This window comes from Kitasatospora sp. NPDC030952 (assembly GCF_055571335.1).
On the sequence record NZ_JBVIFM010000006.1, the window covers coordinates 219,194 to 234,191 of the forward strand.

The window sequence follows — 14,998 nt, forward strand, 5'->3', positions numbered from 1 at the left end:
GCCACCGGTTTTCACCCCCGACGCCCCGCTCGGCCGGCTCCGCCGGAGGCGGGCGCGGAGGGCGGGCGCGGAGGGCGGGCACAGGGGCGGAGGGCGGGCACAGGGGCGGAGGCGGGCGGGCGCGGAGACTCCCAGCGCAGTCCGAGGAGCGGCCGCCCCGGAACCGCCCGACCAACGAGCCGGGCCGACGACCGCCCCGCCCCGCCCCTACTGCGCCAGGTAGCCGCCGTCGACCGGCAGGACCGCCCCGGTGATGAAGGAGGCCTCGTCGGAGGCGAGGAAGAGGACGGCGGCGGCGACCTCGGCCGGGTCACCGAGGCGGCCCATCGGGTGCAGCTTCTCGATCGCCGCGAGGTACTCGGGCCCGCCGGGCTCGTCCCGCAGGCGGGCGACCCGCTCGGTGCCGATGGTGCCGGGGGCGACGGCGTTGACCCGGATGCCGCGGTCCGCCCATTCGACGGCGAGGTGCTTGGTCAGCCCGGAGGCGACGAACTTGGCGGGCCCGTAGACCGCCTGGCCGCGCTGGCCGGCCTCGCCGGAGATGGAGGACAGGCAGACGATCGAGCCGCCGGGCCGGTCCTGGGCGAGCATCGCCTCGATCGCGTACTTGCAGGTCAGGAACATGCCGCGGCCGTCGACGGCCATCACCTGGTCCCAGTCCTCGGCGGTCGCCTCTGTGATGTCCATCAGCGGGATCACCCCGGCGTTGGCGACCAGCACGTCCACCCGGCCGTGCCGCTCGACGGCCGCCTCGACCATCCGGCGGGCGTCCTCATCGCGGGCCACGTCACCGACCACCGTGCTGACGGCCCCCGGGAACCACCCGGCCAGCCGGGCCAGCCCCTCGGCGTCCAGATCGGTGGCGACCACCGACGCGCCCTCGCCGACGAAGCGTTCCGCGACGGCCCGGCCGATGCCACTGGCCGCGCCGGTCACCACGCAGGAACGGCCGGCCAACCGTCCCACCGCGCTCGGAGTCACGTTCGGAGTCACCATGGCGGGACTCTACCGAGCGCGGCGGGCGCGGGGCCGAGCTTCCACGCGACGGGCCCGGACGGGGGCCCGACAGGCCCGGACGGAGGCCCAACAGGCCCGGACGGAGGCCCAACAGGCCCGGACGGGGGCCCAACAGGCCCGGACGGGGGCGCGACGGGGGGCACCGCTCAGACCGTGAGGACGATCTTCCCCCGCGCGTGACCCTCCTCGCTGACCCGCTGCGCCTGCGCCGCCTCCGCGAGCGGGAACACCCGGTGCACCGGCAGCCGCAGGGTGCCCGCCTCGTGCAGGGCGAGCGCGGCGGCGAAGGCGCGCTGGTGGTAGAACTCGCCGTCCTCGGCGCCGCCGGAGAAGCGGACGCCGTGCTGCTGCGCGCCCGGGATGTCGACGATCGTCACCACCCGGTCCGCGCCGCCCGCCAGCTCGATGGACAGCGGCAGCACCCCGCCCTTGCCGGCGGCGTCCAGCACCCGGTCCACCCCGTCCGGCGCGGCGGCCCGGACCCGCTCGGCCAGGCCCTCGCCGTACGTCACCGGGATGGCGCCGAGTTCGCGCAGGTAGTCGTGGTTGGCCTCGCTCGCGGTGCCGACGACGGTGATGCCGCGGGCCCGGGCGAACTGCAGCAGCAGGGTGCCGACCCCGCCGGCGGCGCCGTGCACCAGCAGCGTCTCGCCGGGGCGGACGCCGAGGAGGGCGAGGACCCGCTCGGAGGTCTCGGCGGCGATCGGGATCGCCGCGGCCTCCTCCCAGCTCAGCGTGGCCGGCTTGTGCACCAGCTCGGCCGCGGCCAGCAGCGCGTGCTCGGCGTAGCCGCCGCCCATCAGGGCGCCGAACACCTCGTCGCCGGGCGCGAAGCCGGTCACCTCCGCGCCGACCGCCTCCACCACCCCGGAGAGCTCGTAGCCGGGCACGGCGGGGAAGGTGACCGGGAAGAACCCGTCCATCTCGCCGCCGCGCAGCTTGTGGTCCAGCGGGTTGACGCCCACCGCGCGGACCGCGACCCGCACCTGGCCGGGCCCGGGGGCGGGCAGCTCGATGTCGATCGGGCGCAGCACGTCCGCGCCGCCGTACTGGGGGAAGGCGATCGCCTTGGTCATGGAAGTTCCTCGGTTCGTCCGGGAGTTGTTCGTTCCGACGGGATCCATCCTGCGGCGCCCGCACCGGCTCTCCGGCCGGCCGTTCGGACAGTTCGACCTGGCCGAAGGGAGGGGCGGGTGGTGGCGGGCCCCGAACTAGGGTGGGAGGCATGGACAGGGCGGAAGGCACGGACATGGACGTGAGCGTGGACGTGGACGTGGACGAGAGCGTGAACGTGGACGAGAGCGTGAACGTGGACGTGGACGTGGACGAGAGCTGGCAGCAGCACTGGGGCCGCCCCGAAACCGCGCTGGCCCGGGCCGTCGAGGTGCTGCGCGCGCCCCGGCCCGAGGTGGTGCCGCGACTGTCGGAGGTGATCCGGACGCTCGTCCCGCACACCGCGATCGCCCACCTCAGCGGCGTCTGCGCCCACTCCCCGGCCAATGCCCACGGCCCGCACGAGCTGGTCGCCGGCCTCACCGGGCTGGAGCTGTCCCGGCTCGCCGAGCGGGCCGCCGGGACCACCTCGGCCGGCCGGCCCTGGCAGGGCGAGGCCGAACTGGCGGGCCGTACCCGGCCGGTGGTGGTGATCGCCGCACCGGCCGACGACAAGGCGGTCCAGCTGGTCCTGGTCCTGAGCGACGCCGCGCCGGTGCCCGCCGGGGCGCTCGCCGTCCTCCAGCAGCTGTGCGAGCTGGTCATCGCGCACTCCGAGCACCGCGCCACCGACGCCGCGCCCAGCCAGGCGGCGATCTCCCGTACCGCCGCGATCACCCGCGCCCGGACCATCGCCGAGTTCACCGGCACCCACAGCGCCGCCCTGACCGCCGTCCTGGCCCCGCTGCGCTCGGCCGACCTGGACGATGCCGCCGCCCGCCGGGCCGCCACCGACCTGGCCGTCACCGCCCTGCTCGACCTGCGCCGGGCCGCCGACCTGGACCGCGTGCTCAGCGAGGAGCCCGCCGACGCCGCCTTCGCCCGACTCGCCCGCGAACTGCGCCCGCTGCTGCGGCACACCGGGGTCCGGCTCGACCTGGCGCCGCCGTCCGACGCCACCCGATCCATCCCCGCGGACACCGCGCACACCGCCCGGGCCGCCGTGCAGTGCGCCGTCATGCTGATGATGGAGCAGGAGAAGCCCGGCCGGCTGCACCTGAGTTGGCAGTTCACGGCGGACGGCGCACTGCGCACCGTGGTGCGCGACGACGGCCTCGGGCTGCTCGCCGCCGACGCCCTCGCCGTCCACCGCACCGCCGACCGGATCTCCGCCCTCGGTGGCCGCTACGAGGTCGAGTCCGTCCCCAACTGGGGCACCACCGTGACGGTCGAGCTGCCGCTCGGCCTGCCCTCGCCGACCGCCGCCACCGATCCGCTGGACGGGCTCCAGCCCCGCGAACTGGAGGTGCTCGACCAGCTGGCCCAGGGCCGGCGCAACCGGGACATCGCCGAGGCGCTGCACATCAGCGAGTCCACGGTGAAGTTCCATGTCGCCAACATCCTGGCCAAGTTGGGCGTCAGCTCGCGCGGTGAGGCGGCCGCCCTGGCCCACCGGGCCGGAATGCCCGGCGCGGCCCGGCTGCACGTGGCATCCTGATCCGGCTCCGCCGCCCCGTCCGATGACAGGAGTCCCGATGACCCCGCCCACCCCGCCGCGGACCGTCCTCATCACCGGCTCCACCGACGGCCTCGGCCGCGCCGTCGCCCACCGCCTCGCCGCCGAGGGCGACACCGTCCTGCTGCACGGCCGCGACCCGGGCCGGCTCGACCGCACCGCCGAGGAGATCGCCGCGGCGCACGGCGTCGACCGGCCCGCCACCCTGCTCGCCGACCTCGCCGAACTGGCGCAGGTCCGCGCCCTGGCCGCCGAGGTCCGCGCCACCACCGACCGGCTCGACGTCCTGGTCAACAACGCGGGCGTCGGCTCCGGCGAACCCGACGGCCGCACCCGCCGCACCAGCGCCGACGGCCACGAACTGCGCTTCGCCGTCAACCACTTGGCCGGCTTCCTACTCAGCCTCGAACTGCTGCCGCTGCTCCGCGCCTGCGCCCCCGCCCGGATCGTCAACGTCGCCTCCGCCGGGCAGGAGGAGGTCGACTTCGACGACCTGATGCTGGAACACGGCTACACCGGGGTGAGCGCGTACTGCCGCAGCAAGCTCGCCCAGATCGCCTGCGGCTTCGAACTCGCCGCCCGGGTGCCCGCCGCCGAGGTGACCGTCAACAGCCTCCATCCGTCGACGTACATGCCCACCAAGATGGTCCTGCGGGAGATCGGCCACAGCATCGACAGCCTGGAGGACGGCGTCACCGCCACCCACCGGCTGGTCACCGACCCCGGCCTCGCCGGCAGCACCGGCCGCTACTACGACCGGCTGCGCGAGGCCCGCGCCAACCGCCAGGCCTACGACCTGCGGGCCCGCGCGGAGTTGTGGGAGCACAGCCTGAAGCTCGTCGGCCACGCCGGCGTCTGAGCCCCGGAGGCGACATGACCGACCCCACCCTGCCGACCGGTTGGGACCCGACCGCCCCCGGCGTGCTGCGCCTGCCCTCCGGGCGGCTGCTGCGCGGCCGGGGCGTCCGCAACCCGCTGCCGCCCGGCCCCGGACCCGACTTCGGCATCTACCTGCTGGGCCGCGAACCGAAACCGCTGCCCTGGCAGAGCCGCTGGGTGCGCTGGCCCGACTTCCGGCTGCCCGCGGACCGTACGGACGCGGCCGACGCCTTCCGCGAGGCCTGGGAGCGCTGCGCGGGCGAGCGGGTGGAACTCGCCTGCGCGGGCGGCCGGGGACGCACCGGCACGGCGCTCGCCTGCATCGCGGTGCTGGACGGCGTCCCGGCCGAGGAGGCGGTCGGCTACGTGCGGGAGCACTACAGCCGGCACGCGGTGGAGACGCCCTGGCAGCGGAAGTTCGTGCAGCGCTGGGGCCGAACCCAACAGGCCTGATCGTTCGTCAAGCGGCCTTCCCGGTCCGCCGCCTCCTGAGTCCGAGCACCTCCTCCAACGGCACCCCGGCCGCCGCCCACACCTCCAGCCGCGCCCGGTCCAGCCAGTGGACGGCGTGCCGGTCGCCCCAGGCCATGGCGCCCCGGGTGAGTCCGCCGTTGGTCACCACCACCGCCACGTCCGCGCCGTGGGCGGGGCCTGCGGTGCCCTTCACCTCGTACATCACCTTGACGCCGACCTTCGCCGCGACCCTGGTGTGCTTCGCCTGGACGACGATGCGGCCGAGGTCGGGGTGGTGGCCGATCACGTCGGCCGCCTGGTCGCCCTGGCCGCCGACCCGCTCGGCGGTCCAGCCGTCGCGGACCAGCAGGTCGCGCAGGGCGTACTCGAAGTTCCGGTCGTCCATGGCGTCCACGACGGCGAGCGGTATCCGCAGGGCGGCGAGGCTCCGGGTGCGGGCGCGGCCTAGGACGGGCGCGCGGGCGGCCGAGGCCAGGGCGAGCACCGCGACCACCGTGAGGAACACCCAGGAGCGAAGCAGGGCCTGGACCGCTCCGACGACCAGCACGGCGACGGCCAACGCCACTACGCCCGCCGCGAGTTGCTCCCGCGCCCCGCGCGGTCGCCGGATCAGCCGGCGGCTCGACCGGGAACTCGGCCAGGAGCTCGACCGGGAGCTCGGCCGGCGGCTCGACCGGGCCATCAGGGGGCGCCGATCGAGGTCGGCGCCGGCGCCGAGGTCGTCGACGGGGCGGGCGGCGGTGCGGGTTGCGGCGGGGTGTCGGCGAAGCCGACGAAGTGCCCCCAGAGCCAGAAGGCGGCCAGCGCGCCCGCGATCAGCCAGCCGCCGCCCTTGACGGCGCCGCCGCCGGGAGCCGGCCTGCGACGGAAGTGCCCGCGCACCCAGATCCGGTCGTCTCCGCTCCGGTTCCCCACTGTGCCTCCCGAGTCGGGCCCGGGCGCTCGGTGCGCCGTGGCCCGTCCCACGGGTGTAGCAGCGGGGACGGACATCGGTGGGCGGATCCTCGGCACACGGAGGACCGGTACGCAAGGAACCGGACATCCGCACCCCGGCCCCGGCCCACCCGGGGCCGTGCCAACAGTGCTCCTGAGCTGCGCCGTTGGCGCTTCCGGCAGGTTGGCGCGAACACCTCCGGCTCGCTCGGCGCACTTTCCGGCGCCCGAGCGCCGCGCACTCCGTCGCTCACCCCGCCGCGCACTGCCTCGCTCACCCCGCCGCTCACGCCTCGGGGAGGACCAGTGCCGCGCCCTTCTGCTCCGGCCGCCATCCGGCCGCGTGGCCGGCCCGGATCAATCCGGCGACCAGCGCGGGCTTGACGGGCTCCAGCCGGAAGATCTCGGCGACCCGTTCGGGCGGGGCGGTCAGCAGCACGCCGTAGTGCAGCCACGGGTCGTCGAACCGGCGCGTCGCGAGGAGCGGGCGGTAGGGGCCGCCCGGACGGTCGAGCCAGACGCGTACGTCCACGTGGGCGCCGTCGCGGGGCCGGACCGTCCAGCGGTAGTCGCGGCCGTCGACGTGGATCCTGCGCGGGGTTCTCGATGCCACCCGGTGGACGCTACAGGTTCCAGGTCTGCCGGGCCGCCCAGTCGTCCAGGGTGAGCCAGTCGACGGAGGGGTGGGCGGCGCGCAGGGCCTCGATGTCGATGTCCAGGCCGACCTGCTGGAAGTAGCGGAACATCGCGGCGAGGTCCGTGGAGTAGGTCTCGACGACGGACAGCGGCACCTCCTCGCAGCGGACCGGGCGCCCACTGGCCGCGCTGATGGCGGCGGCGATCTGCTCGCCGGTGCACCACTGGGAGGCGATGTCGATGCGCCGGCCGGTGAAGTCGTCCGGGTGGGCGAGGACGTGGGCGGCAAAGGCGCCGATGGTCTCGGCGGCGATCACCGGGAGCGGGAGGTCGGCGGGCATCGGGAGGTGGAAGACGCCCTCGCGCAGGGATTCGAGGGTCCAGCCGTTGGCGTAGTTGTCCAGGAAGGCGGCCGGGCCGAGGACGGTCCAGGGCAGGTCGAGGCCGGCGAGGTGCCGTTCGATGCGCTGCTTGGAGTCGAAGTGCGGGATGCCGGTGGAGCGGTCGGCATTGGTGGCGGAGGTGAAGACGAGGTGCCGGACGGTGCCCGCGGCCCGGGCGGCGTCGAGCAGGGCGATGCCCTGGCGGACTTCGCTGTCGAGGTCCGTCCCGAACGGGGTGGACATCGCGAACAGGGCGCCGGTGCCGTCGAGGGCGGCGCCGAGCGAGGCCGGGTCGTCGAAGTCGGCTTGGGCCAACTCGGCTCCGAGGCGCGCGAGTTCGACGGCGTACGAGGAGGTGACGTCACGGGTGAGGGCGCGGACCGGGCGGCCGGCCCGGAGCAGGGCGCGGGCGGTGGCGCCGCCCTGGGCGCCGGTGGCACCGGTGACGGCGACGGGAAGCAGGGCATTCATCTGCGTCATGCAGACAACATACGGACAGATCTCTGCGCGGCGCAACCTTTAATCGGCCCGCCGGTTACCCTGACCCCATGACGCCCTCCCGCGACGAACTGATGGCCCGGCTCTGGCCGGTCTCACGCCGCTACCTGGCCTCCTACGTGCTGTTCAACCAGGCCGTCGCCGACCACCTCGGCATGCATCCGACCGACGTCCAGTGCCTCAACCTGCTCACCCTCGAGGACGGCCCGGTCACCACCGGCCGGATCGCCGAGCTGACCGGGCTCACCAGCGGCTCGGCGACCCGGCTGGTCGACCGCCTGGAGAAGGCGGGCCTGGTCGCCCGACAGCGGGACGAGGCGGACCGCCGCCGGGTGCTGGTCGCCGTCCTCCCCGACGCGCTGGAGCGCTTCGGGGAGGTGTGGCGCGACCTCGGCGGCGACTGGGCGGCGATCTTCGCCGAGGACAGCGAGGCCGAACTCGCCTTCCTGCTGCGGCACATGGACCGCACCGTCGAGCTCAGCCACCGCCAGATCGCCCGCCTCGGCGCGAAGGACCACTAGGCCTTCCGCTCGGAGGGCCGCCAGGCCTTCCGCCTCGGAGGGCCGCCAGGCCTTCCGTCGCAACGGACCACTGGGCCCCACCCCGCAGCGGACCGCTAGGTCTTCCGCAGCTCCGGCGCCGGAGCACCGATCAGCAGCCGCCGCACCGCGTCCCAGGCCGCCCGCAGCGCCGCCGTGCAGGCCCGGGTGTCGGAGTCCAGCAGCCGCAGCCAGGCGCCGCTGTCCTGCGGCAGCACGCTGACCCCGTACAACAGCCCGCGCTCCGCCAGCGCCTCGTGCAGCACGTCGGCGATCCGCGCCGCCGGGGCGAGCGGGCTGAGCACGTACAGGCTGGACATCACGTCGTGTCCGCCGAGCACCGCCGGGCCGGCCACCCCGCCACCGGCGGGCTCCAGCCGCACGGTGTCCAGGGCCACCAACTCCCCGCCTGGGCGCCGCACTTCGAGGTCGGAGGCGAACACCTGGTAGGCGTTGCGCTCGCCCCGGGCGAGGCGGCCGGCCAGCACGGTCTCACCGGCCAGCACCGTCGCCCCGGCGTCGACGGTCAGCACCGTGCGCTGGTAGAGCCGCGAGTCGACGAAGGGGATCACCGGCTCGGGCAGGTACTCCACGTACGCGCCCGGCCCGGCCTCCAGGTTGACCAGCTGCGTCGCGTAGTCGTACTCCATCCGGTAGACCTTGGTGGCCGCCTGGGTGGTCAGGTGGACGGCCGTGTCGGCGCCGCAGCGGATGTCGGTGCGCAGCCGGTCGGCCTGGAGGATGCCGCCGCCGGTGGACATCAGGAAGGTGACGGCGAGGTCGGGGCGGGCCGGGTCGAAGTACAGCGGGCGCATGATCTGCAGCGGCGACTTCTGGTAGTGGCCGGTGAGTTCGGTGCGTCCGCCGACCCGCTCGAAGGCCAGTTCCAGCAGTCCGACCTTGCCGGGGCGCCCGACCGCGAGGGTGTCGGGCGTCCCGGCGTGCCGGCGGACCTCGTACGGGACGCGGGCGGGCTCGTAGTGCCGGGGGTCGAGGCGGGGCACCGGCCGCCCCGCCCCGACGGCCTGCGCGGCCACCGTCACGCCGGGACCTTCCGGAAGGTCTCCAGGAAGGTCGCGATCTCCTCCAGGCCTTCCCCCGTCAGGCAGTTGGTGAGCACCACCGGCCCGCCCTCGCGCACCCGCCGGGCGTCGGACTCCATGATGCCGAGGTCGGCGCGGACGTACTGGGCGATGTCGATCTTGTTGATGACCAGCAGTTCCGACTCCGTGATGCCCGGGCCGCGCTTGCGGGGCATCTTCTCGCCCTCGGCGGTGTCCAGCACGAAGAGGAAGAGGTCGACCAGCACCGGGCTGAAGGTCAGGGTCAGGTTGTCGCCGCCGGACTCGTACAGCAGGGTGTCGACGTCGGGGAAGCGCTCCAGCATCTCGGCCCCGGCGGCGAGGTTCATGGTCGGGTCGTCCCGGACGGCGGTGTGCGGGCAGGCGCCGGTCTCGACGCCGACCACCCGCTCCGGGTCCAGCACCCCGGCCAGGGTGCGGCGGACGTGCTGGGCGTCCTCCTGGGTGTAGATGTCGTTGGTGATGACCGCCGGGCGGTGGCCGCGCGCGATCAGCACCGGCACGAGCGCCTCGATCAGCGCCGTCTTGCCGGAGCCGACCGGGCCGCCGATGCCCACCCGGAGCACGTTCTCGGTCATGCGATCTCCTTGCAGAATGAGTGAGTTCAGCTCGCGAACAGCCGGGCTTCGGCCCGTTCGTGCCGTCCGGACATCGCGTCCGCGACCGGTACGCAGCCGCCGAGGTCCGCCAACTCCCGTACCAGCGCGGCCGCCACCGCCTCCCGGATGACCGGGGCGGCGGCCCGCAGCACCACCTGCGCCTTGCGGTGGTCGGTCAGCCGCAGCCGCAGGGCGGCGCCGACGAAGCTGGTGCAGAAGGCGAACAGGTCGCTGGCGACGGCCTGTTCGACCGGTACGGCGGCCGAGGCGTAGGCGACCCCGGCGGCCACCGCCTGGCAGCCGGGGGCACGCTTGCCGGCCACCAGGGCCGCGTACCGCTCCAGCGGCTCGCCGCCCACTGACTCCCGGGCGATGTCCAGGAGTTGGCGCCCGGTGCGGGTGGCGGCGAGCCGCAGTTCGCGGTTGAGCTTGGTGGCGTGCAGCCGCTGGTCGATCTCGGCCAGCAGCTCCCAGTCCCCGGCCGAGGCGGCCCGGTGGGCCAGTGCCAGGGCGGTGGCGTCGGCCGGCCCGACGCTGTGCCGCAACAGGTCGGCGAGCAGCGCGGGCATGGTGTCGGCGGTCACGGCCTTCGCCTGGGCGTAGCCCTCCAGGCCGTGCGAGAGGGTGTAGAAGCCGCTGGGGAAGGCGGAGTCGGTCAGCTGGAGGCTGACCAGCAGGGCGTCCAACCCCGGGCCTGCGGCGCCCCCGGTGGTCACGGTGCCCCCGGTGTCCCCGGTGTCCCTGCTGGTCACGGTGCCCCCGGTGCCCCCGGTGTCCGCAGTGTTCACAGCGCCCCCGGTGTTCACGCGAGGTAGAACAGGTGGTTGAGCGGCAGTTCGCGGGCCGGCTCGATGGTGGCGGGCTCGCCGTCCAGGGTGACCTTGTACGTCTCCGGGTCGACCGCGATCTTCGGCAGGGCGTCGTTGCGCACCATGTGCTGCTTGCCGACCGAGCGACAGTGCCGGACCGGCAACACCCGGCTGTCCAGGCCCAGTTGGGCAGGCACCCCGAGGTCGACGGCGGCCTGGGACATGAAGGTGATCCGGGTGGCCTGCTTGGCCCGTCCGAACGCGCCGTACATCGGCCGGTAGTAGACCGGCTGCGGAGTGGGCAGCGACGCGTTGGGGTCGCCCATCAGCGCCCAGTTGATGACGCCGCCCTTGATGACCAACTTGGGCTTGGCGCCGAAGGAGTTGATCGGCCACAGCACGATGTCGGCCAGCTTGCCGGGCTCCAGCGAGCCGATGTGCTCGGCGGTGCCGGAGGCGATCGCCGGGTTGATGGTGAGCTTGGCGAGGTAGCGCAGCACCCGGTGGTTGTCGTTGCGCTCGCTGTCGCCGGCCAGCTTGCCGCGCTGGGCCTTGCAGTGGTGGGCGGTCTGGAAGGCCCGGGTGAAGGACTCCCCGATCCGGCCCATGGCCTGCGAGTCGGAGGAGAAGATCGAGATGACGCCCTCGTCGTGCAGCACGGTCTCGGCGGCGATGGTCTCGGCGCGCACCCGGGAGTCGGCGAAGGAGACGTCCTCGGGGATGTCGTGGCTGAGGTGGTGGCAGACCATCACCATGTCCAGCAGCTCGTCCACCGAGTTGACGGTGTAGGGCAGGGTCGGATTGGTGGAGGACGGCAGCACGTTGGGCTCGCCGGCGATCCGCATGATGTCGGGGGCGTGGCCGCCGCCCGCGCCCTCGGTGTGGAAGGTGTGGATGGTGCGGCCGTCGATCGCGGACAGGGTGTCCTCGAAGAAGCCGCCCTCGTTGAGGGTGTCGGTGTGGATGGCCACCTGCACGTCGTACTCGTCGGCGACGCGCAGCGCGCTGTCGATCGCCGCCGGGGTGCTGCCCCAGTCCTCGTGCACCTTGAGCCCGCACACCCCGGCCTCGACCTGCTCGCGCAGCGCGCCCGGCAGCGAGCCGTTGCCCTTGCCGAGCAGGCCGACGTTGACCGGGAGGTCCTCCACCGCCTGGTACATCCGACCGATGTTCCACGGGCCGGGCGTGCAGGTGGTGCCGTTGGTGCCGTCGGACGGGCCGGTGCCGCCGCCGATCAGGGTGGTGATGCCGTTGCTCAGCGCCTCCTGGGCCTGCTGCGGGGCGATGAAGTGGATGTGGGTGTCGATGCCGCCGGCGGTGGCGATCAGGTGCTCGCCGGAGATCACCTCGGTGCCGGGGCCGATCACCAGCTTGGGGTGCACCCCGCTCTGGGTGTGCGGGTTGCCGGCCTTGCCGACGGCGGTGATGAAGCCGTCCTTGACGCCGATGTCGCCCTTGACCACGCCGAGCACCGCGTCCATGACGACGACGTTGGTGATGACCAGGTCGAGCGCGCCCTGCGCGGAGGTGGCGGCCGGGTCCTGGGCCATGCCGTCGCGGATGCCCTTGCCGCCGCCGTAGACGGCCTCGTCGCCGTAGTGCCCTTGGTTGAAGTCCTGCTCGACCTCGACCACGAGGTTGGTGTCGGCGAGGTGGAACCGGTCGCCGACGGTCGGGCCGAACAGGTCGGTGTACTGCTTGCGGGACAGGATGGCCATCAGTGGTCGCCCTCCTCGTGGATGTGCGTGTGGGAGTCCCCGCCGTACAGGTCGTCCTTGTGGTCGAGGTTGGTGCCCTTGAAGCCGAGGGCGATGGCCCGGTCGATGGCGCGGGCACGGGTGTCGCGGGCGGTGGTGCCGCCGTCCACGAGGTTGCTGAAGCCGACCAGGCGGCGGTGCCCGCCGAAATCGGCGAGCGTGACGTCCTTGGTGTCGCCGGGCTCGAAGCGGACGGCGGTGCCGGCCGGGATGTCGAGGTGCTTGCCGAAGGCCGCGTTGCGGTCGAAGTCGAGGGCGCGGTTGGCCTCGAAGAAGTGGTAGTGGGAACCGACCTGGATCGCGCGGTCGCCCGTGTTGCTGACCGTGATGGTGGCCTTGGCTCGGCCGGCGTTGATCTCCACCGGGTCGTCGCCGTACAGGTATGCGGCGCTGCCGGACATGGCGGGCCTTCCTCTCTGCCGGTTCAGTGGGGGGTGTGTGCGTGGGGGGTGTGTGCGTGGGGAGTTGGTGCGTGGGGCTGCTCGTGCTGGTGGCTGTGGCCGTGGTGCGCCCCGCCCGGTCCGTGGCTGTGGGCGTAGCCGTGCCCGTGCTCGGCGTCGAGGCCGGCCAGGATGCCGTCCTCGCCGTGGCCGAGCAGGTGCAGGGCCGCCGCCGTGCGGGCCGCGACCACTCCGGCGATCGCGGACGGGCGCAGCAGCGGGCCGCCGTCCCGCACGCCCTCGCCGGCCGGGCCGGGGGGCAGCGCCGGGCCGAAGGAGGCGGGGACGGCCGTGACCCGCGCCGCGCCGAGCAGGCGGCAGCGTTCCGTGCCCCCGGCCGGGTCGGGGTCGCCGCCCGCGAAGGCGACCTCGACCCAGCGGTGCCGCCCGTACTGGCGGACCAGCCGGGCGATCCGGAACAGTTCGGCGTCCTCGAAGGGCCCGGCCGCCGGGGCGGTGATGAGGACTGCGTCCTCGCCGCCGGCCGAGGCGGCGGCGGCGCGGAGCCAGCCGATCAGGTGCTCGGCGGCGCCGAACGGCGCGGTGAGGGCGAGCCGTCCCCGGCCCTGGCCGGCGGCGAGCCAGCGCAGGGTACGGGCGGTGTCGGCGATCAGTTTCGGGTCGCGGCCGAGGGTCATCGGGACGACGCAGACCGGTGCGTCGCCGGCCGCCAGGGCGGACCGGACGGCTTCGGCGAGCGGTCGGCCGGGGCCCGCCACCGCGTGCACGGCGGGTCCGGCGGGCGAGTTGTCCTCGGCCAAGGCGGCGAGCCGGCGCCCGCCGTCGCTCTCGTGCCCGCCGGCCAGCACGACGGTGACGGGCTGACGTGCGGTCATCGGTCAGGCACCGACCGGGTCGTGGCAGGAGACCAGCTTGGTGCCGTCCAGGAACGCGGCCTCGACCTGGAGCAGCGGCAGCATCTCGCGCACGCCGGGCATGACCTCGGCGTTGCTGACGACCTGCTTGCCGATCTCCATGCACTCGGCGACGGTGCGGCCGTCCCGGGCGCCCTCCATGATGGCCTCGCTGATCAGTGCGCAGGCCTCGCTGTAGTTGAGCTTGACGCCGCGGTCGCGGCGTTTGCGGGCCAGATCGGCCACGACGTAGATGTAGAGCTTGTCCATCTCACGCGGGGAGAGGTTCACGGGAACCACTTCTCCTTTCCGAGAATCCGACGAAATGCAAGTCAGAGGAAATGCAGGGGAGTTGGCCGACGGAATACCAGATTAGGGCTGCTCCGGCACCGGTGATCTCCGGCGCCCGCGGGATCAGACCCGGCGCAACCGGGGAATCGCCGGCACCGCCGCCAGGAACAGCAGGGTGGTCAGGACGAACGGCCAGGTGAAGGCGTGGCCGCCGAACGGCGCGGTGATCGCGCCGAGCGCCGGGGTCAGCACGGTGGCCGCCGCCGCGCCGAGCACCGCGTAGGCAGCGCTCCAGCCGTCCGGGGCGACGAACACCCCGCACAGCGCCAGCGCCACCAGCACGCCGCTGTAGCCGAGCAGCCCCTGCCCCACGGCCCCGGCCGGGGCGCCGAACGCCCAGGCCGAGAGCAGTCCGGTGGCACTGCCGACGCAGGCCATCAGCCCGGCGAGCCGATCGGCCGCGAACAGTCCGGCCAGGAACAGCAGGCCGACGTACCACTGGGGCATGAAGAAGATCTGGCCGATGTTGGCGAAGAACCCGTGCCAGAGCTGTTCCCAGCTCAGCCCGCCGCCACCGGTGGCCGGGACGGGCAGCGCGGCCGGGCCGGCACCCTGCGGCCAGAGCCGCCGGAACCCGGGCGCGGCGACCGTGACGGCGGTCGCGACCAGGCAGAACGGCGCGGTCAGCGCGGGCAGCCCCCGGCCCTCCAGCAGCGCCCCGACCCCCGCCGCGACCACCACGGCGACGGCGGCGCCGAGCACGGCGACCACCAGCGTGGCCGGGTGCCCCGGATCGAGGAACACCGCGCAACCGAGCGCCACCAGGCACCCGTTGTACCCGGTCAGCCCGGCCTCGACGGCGTCCCGCCGCAGCCCGAGGCCGTAGCCGACGCCGGTGGAGACGGCGCTGCCCAACAGCCCGTAGAGGCCGTACTGCCGGCCGGCGGCGAACAGTGCGGCGACGAAGAAGAGTCCGCACGCGGCGGACGGCATGAAATCGACCTGGGCGACCCCGCGCAGGACTTCGACGGCCAATCTGACGAGTGACGGACGGACAGCCACCGGAGCCCCTTCCGAGACCCCTTCCCCACCCTTTTGTTGTCCCATACGGCGCACCAATTCCCCGGTACGGCCGAGGG

18 protein-coding genes are annotated in these 14,998 nt (G+C 74.1%); 4 read left to right on the top strand and 14 right to left on the bottom strand.

Annotated features, from left to right (window positions below; all coding sequences use genetic code 11):
• Positions 1–207: 207 nt before the first annotated feature.
• Both ACZ47G_RS14550 and ACZ47G_RS14555 read right to left on the bottom strand, forming a co-directional pair.
• Positions 208–996, bottom strand: coding sequence for an SDR family NAD(P)-dependent oxidoreductase (locus tag ACZ47G_RS14550; protein ID WP_465742423.1), 789 nt, complete (start codon positions 994–996; stop codon positions 208–210).
• 167 nt (positions 997–1,163) lie between these two features.
• On the bottom strand, positions 1,164–2,093 hold the full coding sequence (locus tag ACZ47G_RS14555; protein WP_465742425.1) for an NADP-dependent oxidoreductase: 930 nt from the start codon (positions 2,091–2,093) through the stop codon (positions 1,164–1,166).
• A 149-nt stretch (positions 2,094–2,242) separates the two neighbouring features.
• Here ACZ47G_RS14555 and ACZ47G_RS14560 point away from each other — a divergent pair, with 149 nt between their 5' ends.
• Genes ACZ47G_RS14560 through ACZ47G_RS14570 form a run of 3 tightly spaced genes read left to right on the top strand, consistent with a single transcriptional unit; the run spans position 2,243 to position 5,017 of the window.
• Positions 2,243–3,667, top strand: a complete 1,425-nt coding sequence (locus tag ACZ47G_RS14560; RefSeq protein WP_465742427.1) for a helix-turn-helix transcriptional regulator — start codon at positions 2,243–2,245, stop codon at positions 3,665–3,667.
• Between the two features lie 37 nt (positions 3,668–3,704).
• Positions 3,705–4,544 carry an SDR family NAD(P)-dependent oxidoreductase gene (locus ACZ47G_RS14565; protein WP_465742429.1) on the top strand — a complete coding sequence of 280 codons (840 nt, stop codon included), beginning with the start codon at positions 3,705–3,707 and terminating at the stop codon, positions 4,542–4,544.
• Positions 4,545–4,558: 14 nt separating this feature from the next.
• A complete protein-coding gene (locus tag ACZ47G_RS14570; RefSeq protein ID WP_465742431.1) occupies positions 4,559–5,017 on the top strand; it encodes a protein-tyrosine phosphatase family protein in 459 nt (152 codons plus the stop codon).
• 7 nt (positions 5,018–5,024) lie between these two features.
• On the opposite strand, the gene ACZ47G_RS14575 is transcribed toward ACZ47G_RS14570, so the two are convergent.
• The 4 genes from ACZ47G_RS14575 to ACZ47G_RS14590 all read right to left on the bottom strand — a co-directional run bounded on the left by ACZ47G_RS14575 (position 5,025) and on the right by ACZ47G_RS14590 (position 7,470).
• Entirely contained in the window at positions 5,025–5,603 is a 579-nt protein-coding gene (locus ACZ47G_RS14575) for a restriction endonuclease (RefSeq protein ID WP_465742433.1), read from the bottom strand.
• Between the two features lie 116 nt (positions 5,604–5,719).
• A complete protein-coding gene (locus ACZ47G_RS14580; RefSeq protein WP_465742435.1) occupies positions 5,720–5,953 on the bottom strand; it encodes a hypothetical protein in 234 nt (77 codons plus the stop codon).
• 304 nt (positions 5,954–6,257) lie between these two features.
• Positions 6,258–6,584: a hypothetical protein gene (locus tag ACZ47G_RS14585; protein WP_465742437.1), complete on the bottom strand. Its 327-nt coding sequence runs from the start codon at positions 6,582–6,584 to the stop codon at positions 6,258–6,260.
• A gap of 10 nt (positions 6,585–6,594) precedes the next feature.
• Positions 6,595–7,470, bottom strand: coding sequence for an NmrA/HSCARG family protein (locus tag ACZ47G_RS14590; RefSeq protein ID WP_465742439.1), 876 nt, complete (start codon positions 7,468–7,470; stop codon positions 6,595–6,597).
• A gap of 68 nt (positions 7,471–7,538) precedes the next feature.
• Here ACZ47G_RS14590 and ACZ47G_RS14595 point away from each other — a divergent pair, with 68 nt between their 5' ends.
• Positions 7,539–8,009 (top strand): MarR family winged helix-turn-helix transcriptional regulator, encoded by a 471-nt coding sequence (locus ACZ47G_RS14595; protein ID WP_465742441.1) that lies wholly within the window; start codon positions 7,539–7,541, stop codon positions 8,007–8,009.
• Between the two features lie 95 nt (positions 8,010–8,104).
• On the opposite strand, the gene ACZ47G_RS14600 is transcribed toward ACZ47G_RS14595, so the two are convergent.
• From ACZ47G_RS14600 to ACZ47G_RS14635, 8 genes are all read right to left on the bottom strand, one after another.
• Positions 8,105–9,070, bottom strand: a complete 966-nt coding sequence (locus tag ACZ47G_RS14600) for an urease accessory protein UreD (protein ID WP_465742443.1) — start codon at positions 9,068–9,070, stop codon at positions 8,105–8,107.
• Complete coding sequence (ureG, locus tag ACZ47G_RS14605) at positions 9,067–9,687, bottom strand: urease accessory protein UreG (RefSeq protein ID WP_188310185.1); 621 nt, start codon at positions 9,685–9,687, stop codon at positions 9,067–9,069. The genes ACZ47G_RS14600 and ureG overlap by 4 nt, the downstream gene beginning before the upstream one ends.
• 26 nt (positions 9,688–9,713) lie before the next feature.
• On the bottom strand, positions 9,714–10,460 hold the full coding sequence (locus ACZ47G_RS14610) for an urease accessory protein UreF (RefSeq protein ID WP_465742445.1): 747 nt from the start codon (positions 10,458–10,460) through the stop codon (positions 9,714–9,716).
• Positions 10,461–10,510: 50 nt separating this feature from the next.
• Entirely contained in the window at positions 10,511–12,235 is a 1,725-nt protein-coding gene (ureC, locus tag ACZ47G_RS14615) for an urease subunit alpha (RefSeq protein ID WP_465742447.1), read from the bottom strand.
• Positions 12,235–12,675, bottom strand: coding sequence for an urease subunit beta (locus ACZ47G_RS14620; RefSeq protein WP_465742449.1), 441 nt, complete (start codon positions 12,673–12,675; stop codon positions 12,235–12,237). Before ACZ47G_RS14620 ends, ureC begins: the two co-directional genes overlap by 1 nt.
• Before the next feature lie 23 nt (positions 12,676–12,698).
• Positions 12,699–13,550, bottom strand: a complete 852-nt coding sequence (locus tag ACZ47G_RS14625) for a sirohydrochlorin chelatase (RefSeq protein ID WP_465742451.1) — start codon at positions 13,548–13,550, stop codon at positions 12,699–12,701.
• Between the two features lie 3 nt (positions 13,551–13,553).
• On the bottom strand, positions 13,554–13,859 hold the full coding sequence (locus ACZ47G_RS14630; protein ID WP_188310190.1) for an urease subunit gamma: 306 nt from the start codon (positions 13,857–13,859) through the stop codon (positions 13,554–13,556).
• Positions 13,860–13,982: 123 nt separating this feature from the next.
• Positions 13,983–14,894, bottom strand: coding sequence for an urea transporter (locus ACZ47G_RS14635; protein ID WP_465742453.1), 912 nt, complete (start codon positions 14,892–14,894; stop codon positions 13,983–13,985).
• Positions 14,895–14,998 lie beyond the last annotated feature (104 nt).